General features: G+C 55.7%; 19 protein-coding genes and 1 riboswitch. Of the genes, 7 read left to right on the top strand and 12 right to left on the bottom strand.

The genetic code is table 11. The features are described from left to right. Positions 1-30: 30 nt before the first annotated feature. Positions 31-858, top strand: a complete 828-nt coding sequence (locus Q8O73_RS08990) for an MBL fold metallo-hydrolase (protein ID WP_305557715.1) — start codon at positions 31-33, stop codon at positions 856-858. An 11-nt stretch (positions 859-869) separates the two neighbouring features. Here Q8O73_RS08990 and Q8O73_RS08985 read toward each other — a convergent pair whose 3' ends face one another. The 5 genes from Q8O73_RS08985 to Q8O73_RS08965 form a co-directional block, all read right to left on the bottom strand. Beyond that, positions 870-1559: a flagellar motor protein MotB gene (locus tag Q8O73_RS08985; protein WP_305557713.1), complete on the bottom strand. Its 690-nt coding sequence runs from the start codon at positions 1557-1559 to the stop codon at positions 870-872. Between the two features lie 23 nt (positions 1560-1582). Further along, entirely contained in the window at positions 1583-2377 is a 795-nt protein-coding gene (locus Q8O73_RS08980) for a motility protein A (protein ID WP_305557711.1), read from the bottom strand. 208 nt (positions 2378-2585) lie between these two features. Further along, positions 2586-4298, bottom strand: a complete 1713-nt coding sequence (locus Q8O73_RS08975; protein ID WP_305557709.1) for a methyl-accepting chemotaxis protein — start codon at positions 4296-4298, stop codon at positions 2586-2588. Between the two features lie 162 nt (positions 4299-4460). Beyond that, the gene (locus tag Q8O73_RS08970) at positions 4461-5111 is read right to left on the bottom strand and encodes a class I SAM-dependent methyltransferase (RefSeq protein WP_305557707.1); all 651 of its coding nucleotides are present in this window, start codon (positions 5109-5111) and stop codon (positions 4461-4463) included. Further along, positions 5108-5851, bottom strand: a complete 744-nt coding sequence (locus tag Q8O73_RS08965; RefSeq protein WP_305557705.1) for a spermidine synthase — start codon at positions 5849-5851, stop codon at positions 5108-5110. Before Q8O73_RS08965 ends, Q8O73_RS08970 begins: the two co-directional genes overlap by 4 nt. 195 nt (positions 5852-6046) lie before the next feature. On the opposite strand from Q8O73_RS08965, the gene Q8O73_RS08960 reads away from it, so the two are divergent. From Q8O73_RS08960 to Q8O73_RS08940, 5 genes are all read left to right on the top strand, one after another. Next, entirely contained in the window at positions 6047-6313 is a 267-nt protein-coding gene (locus Q8O73_RS08960; RefSeq protein WP_305557703.1) for a hypothetical protein, read from the top strand. 208 nt (positions 6314-6521) lie between these two features. Further along, positions 6522-6779 carry a hypothetical protein gene (locus Q8O73_RS08955; protein WP_305557702.1) on the top strand — a complete coding sequence of 86 codons (258 nt, stop codon included), beginning with the start codon at positions 6522-6524 and terminating at the stop codon, positions 6777-6779. Positions 6780-6908: 129 nt separating this feature from the next. After that, complete coding sequence (locus tag Q8O73_RS08950; RefSeq protein WP_305557700.1) at positions 6909-7436, top strand: adenine phosphoribosyltransferase; 528 nt, start codon at positions 6909-6911, stop codon at positions 7434-7436. A gap of 101 nt (positions 7437-7537) precedes the next feature. Next, positions 7538-7978: a hypothetical protein gene (locus tag Q8O73_RS08945; protein ID WP_305557698.1), complete on the top strand. Its 441-nt coding sequence runs from the start codon at positions 7538-7540 to the stop codon at positions 7976-7978. Between the two features lie 82 nt (positions 7979-8060). Further along, positions 8061-8603, top strand: coding sequence for a Panacea domain-containing protein (locus Q8O73_RS08940; RefSeq protein WP_305557696.1), 543 nt, complete (start codon positions 8061-8063; stop codon positions 8601-8603). A gap of 12 nt (positions 8604-8615) precedes the next feature. On the opposite strand, the gene Q8O73_RS08935 is transcribed toward Q8O73_RS08940, so the two are convergent. Then, complete coding sequence (locus tag Q8O73_RS08935) at positions 8616-9605, bottom strand: ChaN family lipoprotein (RefSeq protein WP_305557694.1); 990 nt, start codon at positions 9603-9605, stop codon at positions 8616-8618. 50 nt (positions 9606-9655) lie between these two features. Then, the gene (locus tag Q8O73_RS08930) at positions 9656-10810 is read right to left on the bottom strand and encodes a PLP-dependent aspartate aminotransferase family protein (RefSeq protein WP_305557692.1); all 1155 of its coding nucleotides are present in this window, start codon (positions 10808-10810) and stop codon (positions 9656-9658) included. Between the two features lie 69 nt (positions 10811-10879). Here Q8O73_RS08930 and Q8O73_RS08925 point away from each other — a divergent pair, with 69 nt between their 5' ends. Beyond that, positions 10880-12226, top strand: coding sequence for an FAD-binding oxidoreductase (locus tag Q8O73_RS08925; RefSeq protein WP_305557690.1), 1347 nt, complete (start codon positions 10880-10882; stop codon positions 12224-12226). Here the strand turns inward: Q8O73_RS08925 and Q8O73_RS08920 are convergent. The 5 genes from Q8O73_RS08920 to Q8O73_RS08900 form a co-directional block, all read right to left on the bottom strand. Next, a complete protein-coding gene (locus tag Q8O73_RS08920; RefSeq protein ID WP_305557689.1) occupies positions 12223-13068 on the bottom strand; it encodes a DMT family transporter in 846 nt (281 codons plus the stop codon). The genes Q8O73_RS08925 and Q8O73_RS08920 overlap by 4 nt on opposite strands. Positions 13069-13151: 83 nt before the next feature. Then, positions 13152-14150, bottom strand: coding sequence for an MBL fold metallo-hydrolase (locus Q8O73_RS08915; RefSeq protein ID WP_305557688.1), 999 nt, complete (start codon positions 14148-14150; stop codon positions 13152-13154). A gap of 136 nt (positions 14151-14286) precedes the next feature. Continuing rightward, the gene (locus Q8O73_RS08910) at positions 14287-15237 is read right to left on the bottom strand and encodes an ABC transporter substrate-binding protein (RefSeq protein WP_305557686.1); all 951 of its coding nucleotides are present in this window, start codon (positions 15235-15237) and stop codon (positions 14287-14289) included. A 48-nt stretch (positions 15238-15285) separates the two neighbouring features. Then, entirely contained in the window at positions 15286-16056 is a 771-nt protein-coding gene (locus Q8O73_RS08905; protein ID WP_305557684.1) for an ABC transporter permease, read from the bottom strand. After that, on the bottom strand, positions 16053-16841 hold the full coding sequence (locus Q8O73_RS08900; protein ID WP_305557682.1) for an ABC transporter ATP-binding protein: 789 nt from the start codon (positions 16839-16841) through the stop codon (positions 16053-16055). The genes Q8O73_RS08905 and Q8O73_RS08900 overlap by 4 nt, the downstream gene beginning before the upstream one ends. Further along, positions 16832-16943: riboswitch (TPP riboswitch) on the bottom strand. Its footprint overlaps the gene before it by 10 nt. Positions 16944-16975 lie beyond the last annotated feature (32 nt).

The raw sequence follows: 16975 nt of genomic DNA, 5'->3' as shown, positions 1-16975 counted from the left end.
ATAACAAAACAGAGACGGGAAACGGCATAGATGGCGATTGAGGTCAAATTCTGGGGGGTCCGTGGCAGCATCGCCTGTCCATCGCCCGACCATGTTGTCTATGGCGGCAATACCGCCTGTGTCGAAATGCGGGTGGGTGGGCATGTCCTGATTTTTGATGCCGGAACCGGCATTCGCAATCTGGGCCGGGATTTGATCCGCCGGAATGTTTCTGCGGCGACGATTTTCCTGACCCACACCCATTGGGACCATATCAACGGTTTTCCGTTTTTTGTTCCGGCCTATAACCCGGCCAATCGGTTTCGTATTCTGGCCGGACATCTGACGGAACTGGGCGGGGTCGAACGGGTTTTTTCCTCCCAGATGGCCAATCCGACCTTTCCTGTCCCGTTATCGGCGATGCAATCAAAATTGTCGTTCGAGGATTTTACCGCCGGGCAGGTGATTGACGATCTGGGTGATGGCATTGTCGTGCGGACCGCCCCCCTGAACCATCCGAACGGGGCAACGGCATACCGTGTTGAGTATGGCGGGAAATCGGCCTGTTATGTCACCGATACCGAACATGTACCCGGTACCCCCGATCAGGCGATCCTTGATTTGATCGCCGGGGCTGATCTGGTGATTTATGATTGCGCCTATACCGATGCGGAATTCCCCGCCAAGGTCGGCTGGGGCCATTCAACATGGCAGGAAGGCATTCGTTTGTGTCAGTCGGCAGGCGTGCGTCAGATGGCGTTGTTTCATCATGACCCGGACCATGATGATGCAGTGATGGCCGACATCGAACGACAGGCGCACTCCGTCTGGCCCGGTGCCTTTGCGGCCCGCGATGAAATGGTGCTGAAAATCGGTTAGGAGCAGGGCCTCTAAAACACCCTTGAATATTGTGGGAAAACGCGGATTTCGATGCGTCGGTTTTCCGCCCGGTTTTCCGGGATCGGATCGCCGTCGTCATTGAGGTTGGGCAATTTGGGTTGTGTGTCGCCATAGGAAATGGCGCGCATGCGTTTCTGGTTCGGATCAACGCCAACCGCCCCGAAAAACCGCACCACGGCAATCGCCCGCCCGGCGGCCAGTTCCCAGTTGGACGGGAAACGCGGGGTGTTGATCGGGCTGTCATCGGTGTGGCCCATCACTTCGATCTGAAAACCCAGATAACGCGGTTCTTTCAGAAGATCACCGACATCCTTGAGGAACAACACCCCGTCATTGGTCAGATTGGCCGAACCGGGATGAAAAAATGCCCCGTCTGCCAGTTCGATCAGGATGCCTTCGTCATCGGTCGAAATGCTGACCTCGCTGTCCATTTGCAGATTGAACACGACATCCTGAAGATCGGTTTCCAGAACCTGGGTCGGGCGCACCACATCGCGTTTGCCGATCTGATCGGCAATACCGGCCTGAACCTTTTCAAACAGCGGAATTTCGATTTTGGAAAAACTGACCAGCAACACAAAAAACGCCATCAGCAAGGTAATGGCATCGGCATAGGTTGCCAGCCAGTCTTCGTTGACTTCCTCGTTTTTGCGTCGGGTTAAGGGTTTCCTGCGTGCCATGAACGGTGTGCTTTCTGCCTGTCTTACTTGGCCGATTTGTCGATGTTAAAATGAATTGCCGGGTCAAGGAAGGAATTCATCCGGTCCTGAATGGCGCGCGGGCCTTTGCGGTCTGCCAGCATGATCAGGCCTTCGGCAATCAGATAATTTCGAAACCGCATGATTTCTTCGCGTTGCTGGATTTTGCTGGCCGCAGGCATGAAAAAGAACCGTGCGGCGACAATGCCATATAATGTCGTGATCAGCGCAATCGCCAACCCGGCGCCCAACTGCGTCGGATCATCGGCCATTTTATCCAGCATGATCACCAGACCGACCAGTGTCCCGACCATGCCAAAAGCCGGGGCCGCGCCCGCCATGCTTTTGAGGATATCCACCGGCACCAGATTGCGGCTAAAGGCGTTTTCAATGGCGTTGTGCAGCATTTCAGCCGTTTCATCACCGTTATAGCCGGTAATGACAATTTCCATCGCCCAGCCCAGAAACGGTTCTTCCTTGCCGACCCGGCTGGCTTCCTGCTCAAGGGCATTGATGCCCTTTTTTTGCAGCAAATAACCCCATTTGACCACGCGCCCGACTTCGCCGGTCAACTGGCCGCGGGCCATGCGCGGGGCGCGAAAAATCTTGAAAATCAGTTTGATTGCCAGCCACACATACCGGGTTTCATAGGCAATGAAAGTGGCCGCAAAAGTCCCGCCAAGCACCATTAATGCGCTGGAAAGACTTAAAAATACCCAATAATTGTCGGTCGAGATAAAAATGGAGCCGATAAACAGCCCCAGACCGAACACAATCCCCAAGATCGTCGTAAACGACATTGCTTTTTATATTCCCCAAGCGCCTGCACGCCCGTTAGTGTCCCCAAGCAAGCCAAAACGCGGTATCCGCCCCGTTTCAAGCCATTCCAAAGATAACCTCGCTTGTTGTCATTGTTAAGTAAATAGCTTTGTTGCGGAAATCGCATAAAAGAAACAGGCCCGCCATCAAAAGCGGGCCTGCATTGTAACAGACGGAAAAGGGGCAGGATCAGGCGCTGCGAATGCCGCTCAGGAACTGATCGACCTCGTGGCGCAAACTGGCTGAAAGTTGCCCCAGTTCTTCGGCCACTTTCAACACGGAATGGGCCGATTTGTCGGTTTCGCCAACGGTGTGGTTGACCCGTTCGATATTGCTGCTGACTTCCTGGGTGCCGATGGCGGCCTGTTCGACATTGCGGGCGATTTCGCTTGTCGCCTCGGCCTGTTCGCCCACCGCATCGGAAATCGTATTGGTGATGTCGGTGATGCGGGTGATGACATTGGAAATATCGCTGATCGATTGCACGGTTTTGCCGGTTTCGGCCTGAATGGCGGCAATCTGCTCTGAAATATCCTCGGTCGCACGGGCGGTCTGATTGGCAAGGTTTTTGACCTCGGCGGCGACCACGGCAAATCCCTTGCCGGCTTCGCCCGCACGGGCGGCCTCGATGGTCGCATTCAGCGCCAAAAGATTGGTTTGCCCGGCAATATCGTTGATCAGGCTGACAATCTCGCCAATTTTGGCAGCGGCTTCGGACAGGCCTTCGACCGTGTGGCTGGAAACATCGGCTTCGCGCGATGCTTCGGCGGTGATTTCGGTCGATTGCCGGGCTTTTTCACCGATTTGTTCAATCGATTGCGACAGATGTTCGGCGGCCTCTGCCACCGTTCTGACATTGACCGTGGCTTCTTCGGAGGCGGCGGCAACTGTAGTGGCATTTTTGCTGGCCTGATCAGCCGCACCAACCAGATGACGGGCCGTGTTTTGCATATTGTCTGCCGATGTGGAAACGGCGGCGACAATCCCGGCAATCACGCTTTCAAAACCGGCAATCAGGGTTTCAAGTTTTTTCATGCGGGTTTCGCGTTGCTGCACGGCAATCTGTTGTTCTTCTTCCATACGCTGTTTGGCTATTGCATTGGTTTTGAAAATCTCGACCGACCGGGCCATATGGCCGATTTCATCGGTGCGTTCCGTACCCTTGATTGTCATGTCGGTGCGGCCATCGGCCAGGACATTCATCACATTGCGCAAATCCGACAGGGGATTGACGACAATCTGCGACAGCAGGGCACGAATGCCCAGAACGGTCAGAATGGCAATGACAACACCGCCCATGATGATGCCAAATAATAACTTGTTGGTTTTGGCTTCTTCCGGGGCAACCGACAGGCTGGAGGACAAAACAGCAATCACGTCGCCATCCTGTGCTTCCATCGCACCGTGACAGGAATGGCAGACCTCCAGATCGGCGCCTTTGGTGACGCCAAGGACAATCGGCATCGACAGGCGATAAGTGCCCTGATCGGTATAGCGCCCGACCATTTCCTTGCTGTCGATGGCTTCCTGATCAATTGCGTCGCGGGGCAGTTTCAATTCCTTGCTGCCGTCTTCTTTCATATAGGCCAGTGTGGTTGGCCCCCAGACGGACCAGAGTTCACCGGGGTAATCCTGATTGCGGCTGTTGAACCAGTCGTTAAAAACGCGAATGCCGATATCGTCCCCGTCATCGGGGCGGGCGGCCATGACATTGACGATCAGGGCATGCAGCGAGGTCAGTTCATTTTCGCTGAGCTGATGAAGCTTGGAATCCATGGCGTGTTTTTCGGTGACCGCCATCATGGTCAGTGCAACCAGAATAACCAGCGTCACGCCAATGGCGGATGCCAGCATAAACCGTTTCCTGATCCCCATATTTTTCCAGCTTGATATGATCGCCATTATCTACCCTCAATCCAAGAAATGAATGCGGAAAGGCACGGGCAATGAAGTGCCTGTTTCCGTTCTGCCCCGTGGGGCTACCATCTCCGGTTTTGAAGGGGGGGTCCTTGATTTGCCTCAAGTGCAAGCGCGAATGAGAAATTTTCTAAATGAAAACGGCGATCAATTCCGCTTTTTTGTCATCAGGACGATATTGCGCGCCGGGAAATCGCAAATCCAGCCGCGGATGCGGGCAAGATGATCAAAAGTTGTGCTGCGGTAAAAGACAACATGGGTGGGATCGCGGCGGTAATGCCAGTTGGCAAAACGGGCATCGTCATTTTGAAAACAGGTCATGACCGCCAGAATGCCGCCCGGTCGCAACATCTGATCCAGCCTGTCAAATTCAACAGCAGGCCGGTGAAAATGTTCGGCAACTTCGGTGCAGGTGATAAAATCAAATGTCTGATCAAAGGGCGGGGGATGAGCAAAAAAGCAAGGGTCGTAATGGATCATATCATGGCCTGCCTTGCGCAGGATATCGGCAAGAACCGGGCCGGGACCACAACCATAATCAAGCCCCTTTTGACCGGCAGGCAGGCGTTTTAGCAAGGGTATGGCCAGTTTTGACAGAAAACCCCGGTAACCGGCATCACCGTTCCCGTTTTCATGCAGGCCATATTGCGCCCGTTCATCCCTTTGTGACAGCCAGCACGACGGATCCAGAAACGTCGCCTCGCACGGGATGCAGCGCCAGTAATCCTGATCTTCGATCTGCATAAACGGCCGGATCTGTGATGACAGGCATACCGGGCAGATGTCAGGAAGGCTCACCCCTGATCCTTCAGGCGGGCGACATAGACGGTATTGGTGTCTTCGCGGTCCAGAACCGGATGGGAAAACCGCACGATATGCGCCTCGGACGTGGCAAAGACAGCATCAAGCGTCTTTTGAAACACGGGATCGGGCAAATCATTGGACCACAAGGCAAAAACACCCCCCGGTAACAAGTGTCCTGCCAGTTTTTCAAGTCCGTCGCGGCTGTAAAAGGCGGCATGGGTCGGATGCAGGACATTGGTGGGTGAATGATCGACATCCAGCAAAATCGCATGATGTTTGCGGCCCGGATGATCCGGATTCATGCCTTGGGTCGGGGCAAGGGCGCGGGCGAAAAAATCACCCTGTTGCAAGCTGCACCGCGCATCCGATGTCAGACCTTCACCCAGTGGCAACAGGCCGTTTTGATGCCATTCAATGACCTCGGGCAGATTGTCAATCACCAGCAAGGACGCAACATCGGGATTTTCCAGCACGGTTTGCGCGGTATAACCCAGACCAAGCCCGCCAACCACCACGTCAAGGCCCGGGGATGACAATGTGTCGGATGACAGCGCCGCCAGTCCCAGTCGTGTCAGTTCAATTTCGGCAAATGTAAACAGGCTCGACATCAAATATTCATCGTCAAGCTTGATTTCATAAACATCAATATCAAGCGACAATTCGCGCCTGCGCCGCAGACTTAAAACACCCATCGGCGTTTCGCGATAATCCAGTTCTTTAAACAGCAGGCTCATATTTTTTCGGTCCGGGTTGGAAACCAGCCACAGTGACCGGGATTATTTTAAAGACGGGACAATTGGTCTTGTTTCTATTTTATCGGGGGACAGTGGCAAAGAATGACCGGGATTGCAAGGGCGGTGGCTTGTTTTCTGGTTCGGCAACATGCATAACGCCAGTGGATATCAAGCCCCAACAGACAGGATTTTGCGATGGATATTTCATTTTCGGATGCACAAAAGAAACTGGATCAGGTTACCGCCGAAATGATTGAACTGATCCGCAAATATGATCTGGATGCGGCAACCCCCTTTGATGTGATCGCCGTGGCCCGCGCCAAAATCAGCGACCGGGATGATTATATCCGGTTTCTGGAATTGTCGCTGGAAGGCCGGATTTACGGCGAATATGCCGATGCCCTGAACCGGAAAATGGCGGAACAAACGGCGGGTGATGCCGGTTCCGGTACAACACACTGATTTTTGCGGGGGTATGGCCCTGATTTCAAAGACAATCTGCCAATTGGGGCAGGCCGTCACAAAAACTTCCCGATGATGTCACCGTCTTGACGTTGTCTGGCACCTTTGACAGGCTTATATCGCTGCCATCGACAGGCTGGAAAAACCGGCTGTTGATGCCGGGTGGTGTTTCCAGCCGGTGCAGGCAACCAAAAGCAGGATGGGTGACATGAACAAAAGTTATGTCCAGACCTTGATGGAAGTCGAAAAAGTATTTGGTCAGATCAATGATCATGATTACCGGCTGTATCGCGCCGTCTGGGGCAACCGACAGGCCGCCGGAACCGGCATGTCGCGCGGCAGTCGTGCCGAAATCAGCAAAAAACTGGCCAATGATTTTGTCGTTGCGGCCAATGAACAACAATCATCCGCCCGCAACACCACGATTGTCGGCGGGCGCAAAATGGTCTGGGATGCTGTGGCCTGATCATCGGCCTTTGCACAATCGGTCTTGCATTGCGCACCAGAACGCTTGATTTTTAACCGCCATCCGGTGTTAAAGATGGCGGTTTTATTTTTGGGCAATTCCCCGTTTCTGGTGGCCGGAGGCCAAACAATGTCGATTAAATCGCTGATTCGCACCATCCCGGATTATCCGAAAAAGGGCATCATGTTTCGCGATATCACCACCCTGTTTGGCGATGCCGACGGGCTGCGCGAAGTGATTGACGCCATGGCAGGCGAATTTCAGGATCAAAAGATTGATGTGATTGCCGGGATTGAGGCACGCGGCTTTATTATCGGTCCGGCGGTGGCGATGGCGCTGGGCGTTGGATTTGTGCCGATCCGCAAACGCGGAAAATTGCCCGCCGAAACCATCGAAATCGAATATGATCTGGAATATGGTTCCGACATTATTGAAATGCACCGCGACGCCATCATACCGGGACAGCGGGTTTTGGTGATGGATGACCTGATCGCGACCGGCGGCACCGCCCTTGCGGCGATTGATCTGGTGCAAAAGGCCGGTGGGGATGTTGCCGGATGCGCCTTTATCATTGATTTGCCCGATCTTGGGGGCCGGAAACGCATTCTGGAACGCGGGGTTCCGGTTTTTCATCTGGTGGATTTCGACGGCGAATAAATCCGGAACGGTTCCGTAATATTTTTGTCCTGTTTCTGCCACAAAGCATGGTATAATCCATGGTTGAAGATACCTGTACTTGTGGCAGTAAGGTGATTTAAATGCTTGCCCCCGTTCTGAACCAGCAAAATGTCGGCTATACCGGGCAGACCGCCCGGTTGATGGCGGCTGGTGCGCGCGGGATTTCAACGGTTAACCGCGATACCGAAATCGAGGCCTCCGGCCCGTATTTCGGTCATGATCCCGATACGGACGGTATTGTCTTTAATGCCTATGTCGGGGACGAGGAAGAACGCGGTGCCCGCCAGAACAAGGGCGGGCAGGATTCGTCGCCTGATCGTGGTCGTTCCGGTCTGCGCCGTATGTCGGCCAGCACCGGTGACGGCATGACGATTCCCGGCAAGGATTTTGCCAATTTTCTGGATGCCAGTATCCCGCGTGATTTAAACGCACCGATGAGTGGATCCTCCTTTTATGCCCTGATCAATGCTGTGACCCAGGGGATGATGGTGCGCGGTCAAAGTCTGGATTTTCAAATCTGATATCTTGTTGCCTGCCTCGCGGATGTCTATCATGGATGGGCTGTTGATATATGCGCAGTCGCCAAAGCCAGACAGGGCAGGAATGAAACAAAAGCCGGTTCTATATTCAGTGTTTGATGCCGCATTCCGGCTGATTGACCTTGCCCTGAACGATAACGAATATTTGCAACCGCAAAAGCTGCACCGTCTTTTGTATCTGGCGCAGGCCTATCATGGGGCGACCTATCATGGCCGGATGTTGATGCCCGCTGTGTTCGTGGCCGAAGAAGCCGGGCCGATGGAACCCAATGTCTATGCGGTGATGGAAGAAAGCCGCCCGGATGTGCGGTTAAGGGCAATCGATGAAAAAACCGTGCATTTCATCGCCAGCATCTGGAGCCAGTTTGGCCATCATTCAGTGGACCATCTCAGCCAGTCCGTGCGCAATCATCAACCCTATCAGGAAGCCTTCAAGGCCGCCCCCGGCACGGTGATTTCCTATGCCAGCATGGTGAAATTCTATGCCGCCGTGAAGAAAAATGCGACCACGGCCGAGGCGGGCGAGATTGTCCGCCCCCGGGTCATGCGATCCCACAAGGGCAAGCCGGTCGCCACCACCGACTGGTTGCCGCGCCGCATCAAATGATGCTGTGTCGGGTTATTCGGCGGGTTTGGTTTTAAAGGCATCGCACGGATCATCGCGTTTGATCGCGCTGGTAAACCAGATGAAATCAACGGCATTGCGCCCGCCCAGCCGGGCCAGATAATCGTCGGGGCGCAGTTCGGTGCCATCATTGCCGGTTTCCATCATGGCAATCACGGCCCGCGATCCTTCGGGATCATATCGTTCCAGATGAAAAGGCACGGCAACACCAGACCGCACATGCATTGACCCGGCAATCAAAAACGCGCCGTCCTGTCCGGGGACACTGGCGGCATCAAACATCGCCCGCGCCAGCGACGCATCGCGGACATACTGGATCAGGCCAAACGGGGCAGCTTTTTCCGGGGGTAACATGCCGCAATGCGATGACACAATTTCAACCTTGAACTGGTCGGCAATCGGGCCGGGCATGTCGGGCACATTCAAAAGGTCGCGCAGATCATCGGGCAGGGCATCCAGCCCCTCGGTCGCCATCGGTTGCAACACATTGCGCGGCAGATTTCCGGCACTGATTTCCAGATTATGTTTGGCCGCCGCACTGGCAATCGGTTGATAATCATACCAGGAAGGCCAGCCGCTATTCTCCCAATCCAGTGCAGGTCCAAGATTTTCGGGGTCGCGGGCGACCCATGCGGCATCCAGATCGGCCTGCTGGTCGCGATTGAACATTTCCCAGACAATTGTGCGTTTCAACCCGTCCTGTGACAGCGCATCGACCAGTTCGGCCTGCCGGTGATGATGCAGTGGATTATCGTGGGTTTCCCCCAGCAACACATAACGGACATTGGTAACCGCCCGGTGCAGTTCGCCAATTTTGATATAACGGTTGCTGGCAACATCATAAATCAGGCCCGGTGCCGGGGGTGCCAACGGGCTTTGGGCTTGGGCGGCCTGTTGACCGGCCACCGCCAGCACGGTAAAAATGCACAATGTCGCAAAAAGCAAATCCGGCAGGGACCGTTCTTTTATTTTGAAATCAGGCATTGTCGTCCGGCTGGTTGTGGATCGGTTCGGTTATGATTTTTACGTCGGTTCTATTTACTGGATGCCAGCGCAGATTCAAGATCGGATATCAGATCGTCAATATCTTCGATCCCGACGGACAGGCGCAACAAATCATCGGGCACCGGGCTGTCGGGGCCTTCGACCGATGCGCGATGTTCGATCAATCCTTCTACCCCGCCAAGCGACGTGGCGCGTTTGAACAGATTGCAGGCATTGTGAAACGCCACGGCGCGATCCCGCCCGCCCTTGACGCGCAAGGATAACATGCCGCCAAAACCGCCCGTCATCTGACGTTTGGCGATGTCATGGCCGACATGGCTTGCAAGGCCGGGATATTGCACCTGAACGATGTCGGGATGATGTTCAAAATGCTGCGCAATTGCCATCGCATTGGTGCAGCATTTTTCAACGCGGATCGACAAGGTGCGCATCCCGCGCAGCAACAACCATGTTTCAAACACGCCAAGAACAGCACCGCCGCCTTTATGCTGCACGCACACCCGGTCCCAGAACGGGTCTTTACGGGCGGTGGTCAGGCTACCTGCCAGAACGTCGCTATGCCCGTTCAGATATTTGGTTGCCGAATGCATCACAATATCGGCCCCCAATTCAATCGGGCGGGTCAAAAGCGGGGTGGCCACCGTATTATCGACGGCGACAATCGCCCCGGCCTGATGGGCGGCATCGGCCACGGCGGCGATATCGGTAATTTGCCAGTCGGGGTTGGACGGGGTTTCGATCCAGACCAGTCTGGTCTTGCCCGGTTTCAGGGCGCTGATCCAGCTTTGACAATCGCCATTATCGACAAAATCAAATGTCAGCCCGGCGCGCACCCCGCTATCAAGCATAAAACCGCGCAAGGACCAATACATCACCTTGGGCGCAATCACATGATCGCCGGGTTCAAGGGATCGCAACACCGCAACGGCGGCGGCCATGCCCGATGCAAACAGGCGGGTGTCCTCGCCGCCTTCCAGCGCGTTCAGAACCGCACAGGCCTGATCATAGGTCGGGTTGTCGGCCCGGCTATAACAGCGCCCGTCGTGATAGCTAAGGTCGGCATTGCGTTCAAACGTGGTGGAGGGATAAATCGGCGGCGTGACCGAACGGGTGGCCTCATCAACCCAACCCAGTGCCTGGGCGGTGAAGGTGGCGGGGCGATATGTTTTGGGCTGTTCAGACATGATCAAACCTGAATGTTATTCAATTGTCATGTACCGTAATCGTCTCTAGAACATTGGGAAACACAAATTTTGTCTATTTCACACGAGGCAGCAGACATGACCGGCACCACCAGCACACCCGGCACTCCGATCCCCGATCACGCTGATGTCGTCGTTATTGGCGGCGGTATTCAGGGCGCGGCCAGTGCCTATTATCTGGCAAAGGCGGGCATGTCGGTGGTGTTGCTGGAAAAAGACACCATTGCCTCGCACCAGTCGGGCCGGGCATGGGGGTTTGTCCGGCAACAGGGCCGCGATCCGGTTGAGCTGGCCCTGATGAAGGCGTGTAACGCCATCTGGCCGACTTTGGAACAGGAACTGGGTGCCGATCTGGAATGGCGGCAGGGCGGGGTTCTGTTTGTGGCCCGCGATGACCGGGAAATGGCATCCTATGAAAAATGGGTGGTGGATGCCGCCCCTTATGACATTGAAACGCTGATTCTGGATCGGGCCGGGGTTGAACGCATTGCGCCGCACATCACCAAACCGGGCATTGGCGGTATATTCACCCCGTCCGACGGACAGGCAGAACCCAAAAAGGCCGCCCCGGCACTGGCGAAAAAAGCCCGTGAACTGGGGGCGGTGATTGTCGAAGGATGTGGGGCGCTGGGCATTGAAACCGAAGCCGGACAGGTCAGCAGCGTGATTTGCGAACAGGGTGAAATCCGCACCCGTCATGTGATCTGCGCCGCCGGGGCCATGACCCATAAATTTGTCGCAAAACTGGGCCGCCGCCTGCCGCAACAAACCACACGCGGCACTGTGGTGCGCACCACGCCGGTTGCGCCGATTACGGCGGCGGCAACTCTGGCCGAAGGATTGGGCCTGCGGCAACGCGCCGACGGGTCGTTGAACATTGCCGATGAATTTGTCACCGACATTGACCTGACTTTGTCGCGGTTTCGCTATGCCCGCGATTTCATGCCGGGGCTTGCTGCCAACTGGCGCAATTTCCGGTTCCATCTGGGCCGTCCATTGATCAATGAACTGGTCGATGGCCTGCCGGGATCGGACATGAAAGGCCGCGAACTGATGGGACGACGCCATAATCAGGCCGTGGTCAATCCGGTGCGGGTACGCAATGCGATGGCGCAACTCAAAACCCTGTTTCCCCATATCGGCCCGGTTGCGATTGCCGATTCATGGGCGGGCGATATTGACGTCACCCCCGATGCGGTGCCGGTGATCGACCAACTGGAAAACCCCAAGGGATTCTTTATCGCAACCGGCTTTTCCGGCCACGGATTTGCCATGGGGCCGATTGTCGGCAAGGTGCTGGCGGAATGGATCACCACGGGGGCACCGTCCATCCCCCTGACCGGGCTTGAATTGTCGCGGTTTGAAGACGGATCGGTGCGCAAACCCTATGCGATCTAACGCACAAACCGCAACAGGGCCGCACCAAACAAGGTGACCATCGCCGAAAATACTTTGACCAGATTCAGTTTTTCGCGCAGGAAAAACACCCCGATCAACAGGGCAAAGACGATGCTGGTTTCGCGCAAGGCCGTGACCAGCGGGATCGGGGCCTGTGTGAAGGCCCACATCACCATGGCATAGGCGACAAAGGATGCACTGCCGCCAATGATGAAAACCCGTTTGCCCTTTTTGGGCAAATCGCGCAGCAATCCGGGGCGGCTGAGGCGGATATACAGCGTAAAGGCAATGGTATTGCCCAGCGTATGCCACGCATAATAACCCAGCGACGTCCCTGCCAGCCGCGCACCATAACCATCAACCAGCGAATAACCGCAAATAAAACAGCCGGTCATCAACGCCAGAAAGGCGGCATTGACATTGCGCAGCCCGTCACTGCGCCGCGCCAGACTGAGGCTCATGATGCCGGTGCCGATAATGCAAATCGCCAGCAATTCAAGCGATTGCAGGGTTACCCCCAAAAACAGCGTCGAAATTGCCGCCACCATCAGGGGGGCCGATCCACGGGCAATCGGATAAACCTGTGTCAGATCGCCCAGACGATAGGATTGCAGCAGAAAAACCTGATAGCCAAAATGCAACGCAATCGACGCCACCATATAGGGCCAGCTTTCGGCGGCGGGCAGGGGAATGAACGGCAACAGGACAAGGGCAATCGGCGTATGGCCCAGAACCACGGCGGCCATGCCCAGATGTTTGTCCACACCGCCCTTGACCAGGGCATTCCACACAGCATGCAACAAAGCCGCCGCAATCACGGCCAGAAAAACGGTGGTGGTCAATTGCGGTCCCGCCCCTGAAAGAAATCAATATCAGGTGGTTAAAGCATATTTCCAGACCGTTTGGCAAATGGCATGGCAGGCGATCAGGGGCCGGGGTCACGGCTAAAAATGCGGGTGGCACCAATCGGCACGGCCTGAAATTCATCTGCGGCAATGCCTGCCTCATGCAAGGCATGGCGCAATTTTTGCGGCGGTTCATCAACCGGTTCGGATGTCAGGACAAAGGTTCCCCAATGAATGGCAATCGCCTGTTTGACACCCATCGCCTGTTTAAGCTGCACGGCCTCATACGGATTGACATGGGCACGTTCCATAAAATCACGCGGTTCATAGGCCCCAATCGGGATCAGACCCAAATCAAACGGCCCGTATTGCGCCCCCATTTCGGAAAATAATTTTTCGTTCCAGCCGCTATCGCCCGCGAAATAAAATTTGAACCCGTCGGCAAATTCAAATCCATAACCGCCCCATAACATCTGTTTGCGGTCACTCAGTTTGCGGCTGGACCAGTGATAGGATGGCAATAATGTGACCGTCACCCCGTCCAGGGTAAGGGATTGGTCCCAATCAAGTTCATGACAGGTATCAATCCCGGCTTGTTGCAAAAGGGCACCATTGCGCAGCGGCACAATATGGCGCGGCCCGGTGCCGATTTCCCGCAAGCTATGCAGGTCGAAATGGTCATAATGATTGTGCGACAGCACCACCATGTCGATTTTCGGCAATTGATCAATGCGCAGGCCGGGCGGGCTGTAGCGCCGTGGCCCGGCAAAACGCAATGGTGACGCCCGGTGCGAAAACACCGGATCGGTCAGGATATTTATCCCGCCATATTGCACCAGCGCCGAGGCATGGCCGATCCAGGTGATCTGGGCCTGGGTCGGGTCGGGGGCGTGAATGGCCTCAAGATTTGGCAATTCCTGCGGGGTTTTGCCGTGCTGATGTTTGGCCTTGGGCCAGTTCTCATCGCCGAAATAGCGTCGTTTCAAAAACGTAAAAAAGGTTTTCTTGCCATCGGGTAATGGATAGCGGTTCTCAAAACCGGTATCCGTATGATGGGGCGGGCGGGCGTCATCGGTCACGGGCGGGTATCCCTGTTGTTATTGCACCTGTTTATCATTCCAGAATGTGGCAGGCGGTGCGTTATGCGCAAGTGAACAGGATTACGGTCCATGAAAAAGACCGGATCGGCATCCCGCCCATCCGGCCCGGTTCCGGTTATTCGATAACGGTTACATAGCTTTCAAGTTCCGGCGTGGTGTCGATAATGCCCTGTTCTTTCAGATAATCGGCAAAGCGGGCATAGCGTTTCATGTCCACCGCCGCCGGACGCAGGGCAAATCGTGGCAAGGTATCGGCCCAGGCGCGACTGTTCAATGCGTCGTCCAGATTGGGATAGGCGGCAATAAAGGCCTGCCAGCTGTCATCAGGATGGTTGATCAGATATTGCACCCCTTCTTCCAGCGCATCCATCATTCGCGCCATGCGCGGGTCATCCACTTTATCGCGATGGATGGTCAGGATCAGTTCGTCATAGGGCGGCACCCCTTCTTCCTCGACAAAAAAGGCCCGGCCCGGCTTGCCTTCGATTGCCATCTGGTTCAGTTCAAAATTGCGATATCCGCCAATAATCGCATCGACCTGCCCGGAATACAGCGATGGCGACAGCGAAAAATTGACATTGACCATTTCAATGTCGCTCATCGCGACCCCGTGCCGTGCCAGCATAGTGCCCAGAATGGCATCTTCAAACCCGGCAACCGAAAAGCCGATTTTCTTGCCTTTCAAATCGGATAATTCCTTGATCGGCCCGTCTTCCAGCACAATCAGGGAATTTAACGGCGTTGCGACCAAAGTGCCAATGCGTGTCAGCGGCAATCCCTGTGCCGCCTGCACATGCAATTGCGGCTGGTAATTGACGGCAACATCGCCCTGACCGGCCGCGACCAGACGTGGCGGGGCGGATGGATCGGACGGTTCAATCAGTTCAACATCCAGCCCGTGGGCGGCAAAAAAGCCCTTTTCCTTTGCAACAATCAGCGGTGCATGATCGGGGTTCACAAACCAGTCCAGCAGGATCACCAGCCTGTCATTGGCATGGGCGGGATTGGTGGCGAAAACCCCCGCGCCAAGGGCGGCGGCGGTCAGGATGGATTTCAGGCGTGACATCGGAATTGCTCCTGTCTTGGGATGAAAAAACAAATCGGGAAAAAAGGTTTAGCGATGCGGGGCAAGGCTGTCGGGTTGCCACGGCAGGGCTGCCCGCAAACCGCGATCCACCAGAAAATAAAGCGTGATCGAAAAGGCGCACAGCACCAGCAAACAGGCAAAAACCATATCGATCTGCACCCGCGCATTGGCATGAAGCATCAAATAGCCAAGGCCGTGGCTGGACCCGACCCATTCGCCAATGATCGCGCCAATCGGTGCAACGGCGGTGGCAACGCGAAAGCCCGAGGCAAAGGCGGGCAGGGCGGCAGGCAGTCGCACATGTGCCAGCAACCGCCAACGATTGGCCCCCATCGTACGGCCCAGATCAAGCCAGCCCGGCTCGGTCCGTGACAGCCCGTCAAAAAATGCCACGGTGACCGGAAAGAAAATGATCAATGCTGCCATGGCGATTTTTGACGCCATGCCAAAACCCAGCCACAACACCAGTAACGGCGCAATCGCAAAAAACGGCACGGCCTGGGACACCAGCAACATCGGCATCAGCCAAAACCGCACCGGTGCAAACAAGGCCATCGGCAAGGCGGCCAACGCGCCAAGCATCGACCCGGCAAACAGCCCGATGATGATTTCGGCAATGGTATAGCGGGCATGATCAAACAACACATCGCTGCGTTTGATCAGGGTCTGCAAGACTTCCATCGGGGCCGGCAGCATATATTTCGGGGCACCCGTCAGGATCACAAACAACTGCCATGCCGCAATCAGGACGGCGATGATGATAAAGGGGCGCATCAGGGTCAAAAGGCGATTGTTCATGATGCAATACCCGTTTGATCATACGCGCCAAGAAGCCGCAGCAACTCCCCCTGCAAATGCAATATATCCGGGTCGGTCACATCCCGCGGAATGTCACCATCGGGGATGATGGCATCTTGCAAACGCGCGGGCGATCCGCGCAAAACCAACACCCGGTCGCCCAGACGCAGGGCTTCCAGCGGATCATGGGTCACGAGCAACACGGTCTTGCCGCGCAACACCCTTGCGGCCAGATCCTGAAGCCGCAGACGATTAAGCGGGTCAAGGGCCGAAAACGGCTCGTCCATCAGGACGACAGGACGATCTTCCATCAGGGTACGGGCAAGGGCGGCGCGTTGCCGCATGCCGCCCGACAGGGCCGTCGGGCGCACATGGGCGGCATCGCTTAATCCCGTCTCGGCAATCAGGGCATCCGCACGGGCAAAATCGGGCCTGTTCCCGCGCAAAACAGCCCCCAGAACGACATTTTCCCGCACACTGCGCCACGGCAACAGCAAATCCTGCTGCGCCATATAGGCAACCCGGCCCTGCAAATTCAGGCTATCCGAACAGGTAATCTCGCCGCTGGCCGCATCATCGACCAACCCGGCCAGATAACGCAACAAGGTGCTTTTGCCGACCCCGGACGGGCCCAGCAAACAGGTGAAACTGTTGGCCGGAAGATCAAGATCAAGGTCGTGGAAAATATCCTGCCCGTCAAAGGCAACGCAGGCGCGCCGCAGGCAAACGTCAAATCCGGTGTGCGGGACAGGGGCCGGATCAACCGGCAAGGCTTTGTTGCGCATGACTACCTTCCTACGCCGGTCTTAACCGGTTCAGGTTCAAAGGGTCGTCCGGCAACACCGAACCTCTCAGCCAATTCACGATTGGCCCCCCTGGAGATGCGGGGACTATGCGCAGTCAGGGCGGTGACGTCAAG

This window comes from Thalassospira sp. (genome assembly GCF_030690045.1).
In the GTDB taxonomy this organism is placed as follows: Bacteria; Pseudomonadota; Alphaproteobacteria; order Rhodospirillales; family Thalassospiraceae; genus Thalassospira.
The sequence above is the reverse complement of the archived record's forward strand: the minus strand, read 5'-3'. Positions and strand labels throughout refer to the sequence as shown.